A 367-nucleotide genomic window follows, 5' to 3' on the forward strand; every position below is an offset into this window, starting at 1 on the left:
GCTTCCGAGCAGCGAAATCGGTATGCCGCCTCCCACCATAATCTCTGTTGACGAGCCGTCAGGGATAAACGGAATCTGATACGGCGTCGCCAATAAAAAGGCGGCAAGGGCAATGGCTCCCGACGACAGGGCATCCACCTCATAGCTTTCCGCAAGCCGGTAAGCAATCCCAAAGGCGGCGACAAGCGCCATAATGTCAAAGGACGCATTCACGGGATACCCGAGCTTTTCAACCCAATTTTCACCGAAAAGACCAGCCATAAAATCGGCATAACCGGGAATCGGAAGACTCGTCAGAATCAGAAAAACCGATCCGATGATGATAAGCGGCATAGTCAAAATAATGCCGTCCCGCAAAGCTCTTAAG

At 51.8% G+C, this 367-nt stretch carries 1 protein-coding gene; it reads right to left on the reverse strand.

All coding sequences use genetic code 11. The features are described 5' to 3' along the window. Positions 1 to 367, reverse strand: a 367-nt coding sequence (locus tag SB658_RS22350; protein ID WP_410602399.1) for a PTS transporter subunit EIIC, incomplete at both ends; no start/stop codon positions are given.

Source organism: Bacillus sp. SIMBA_008, assembly GCF_046535495.1.
GTDB lineage: Bacteria > Bacillota > Bacilli > Bacillales > Bacillaceae > Bacillus > Bacillus subtilis.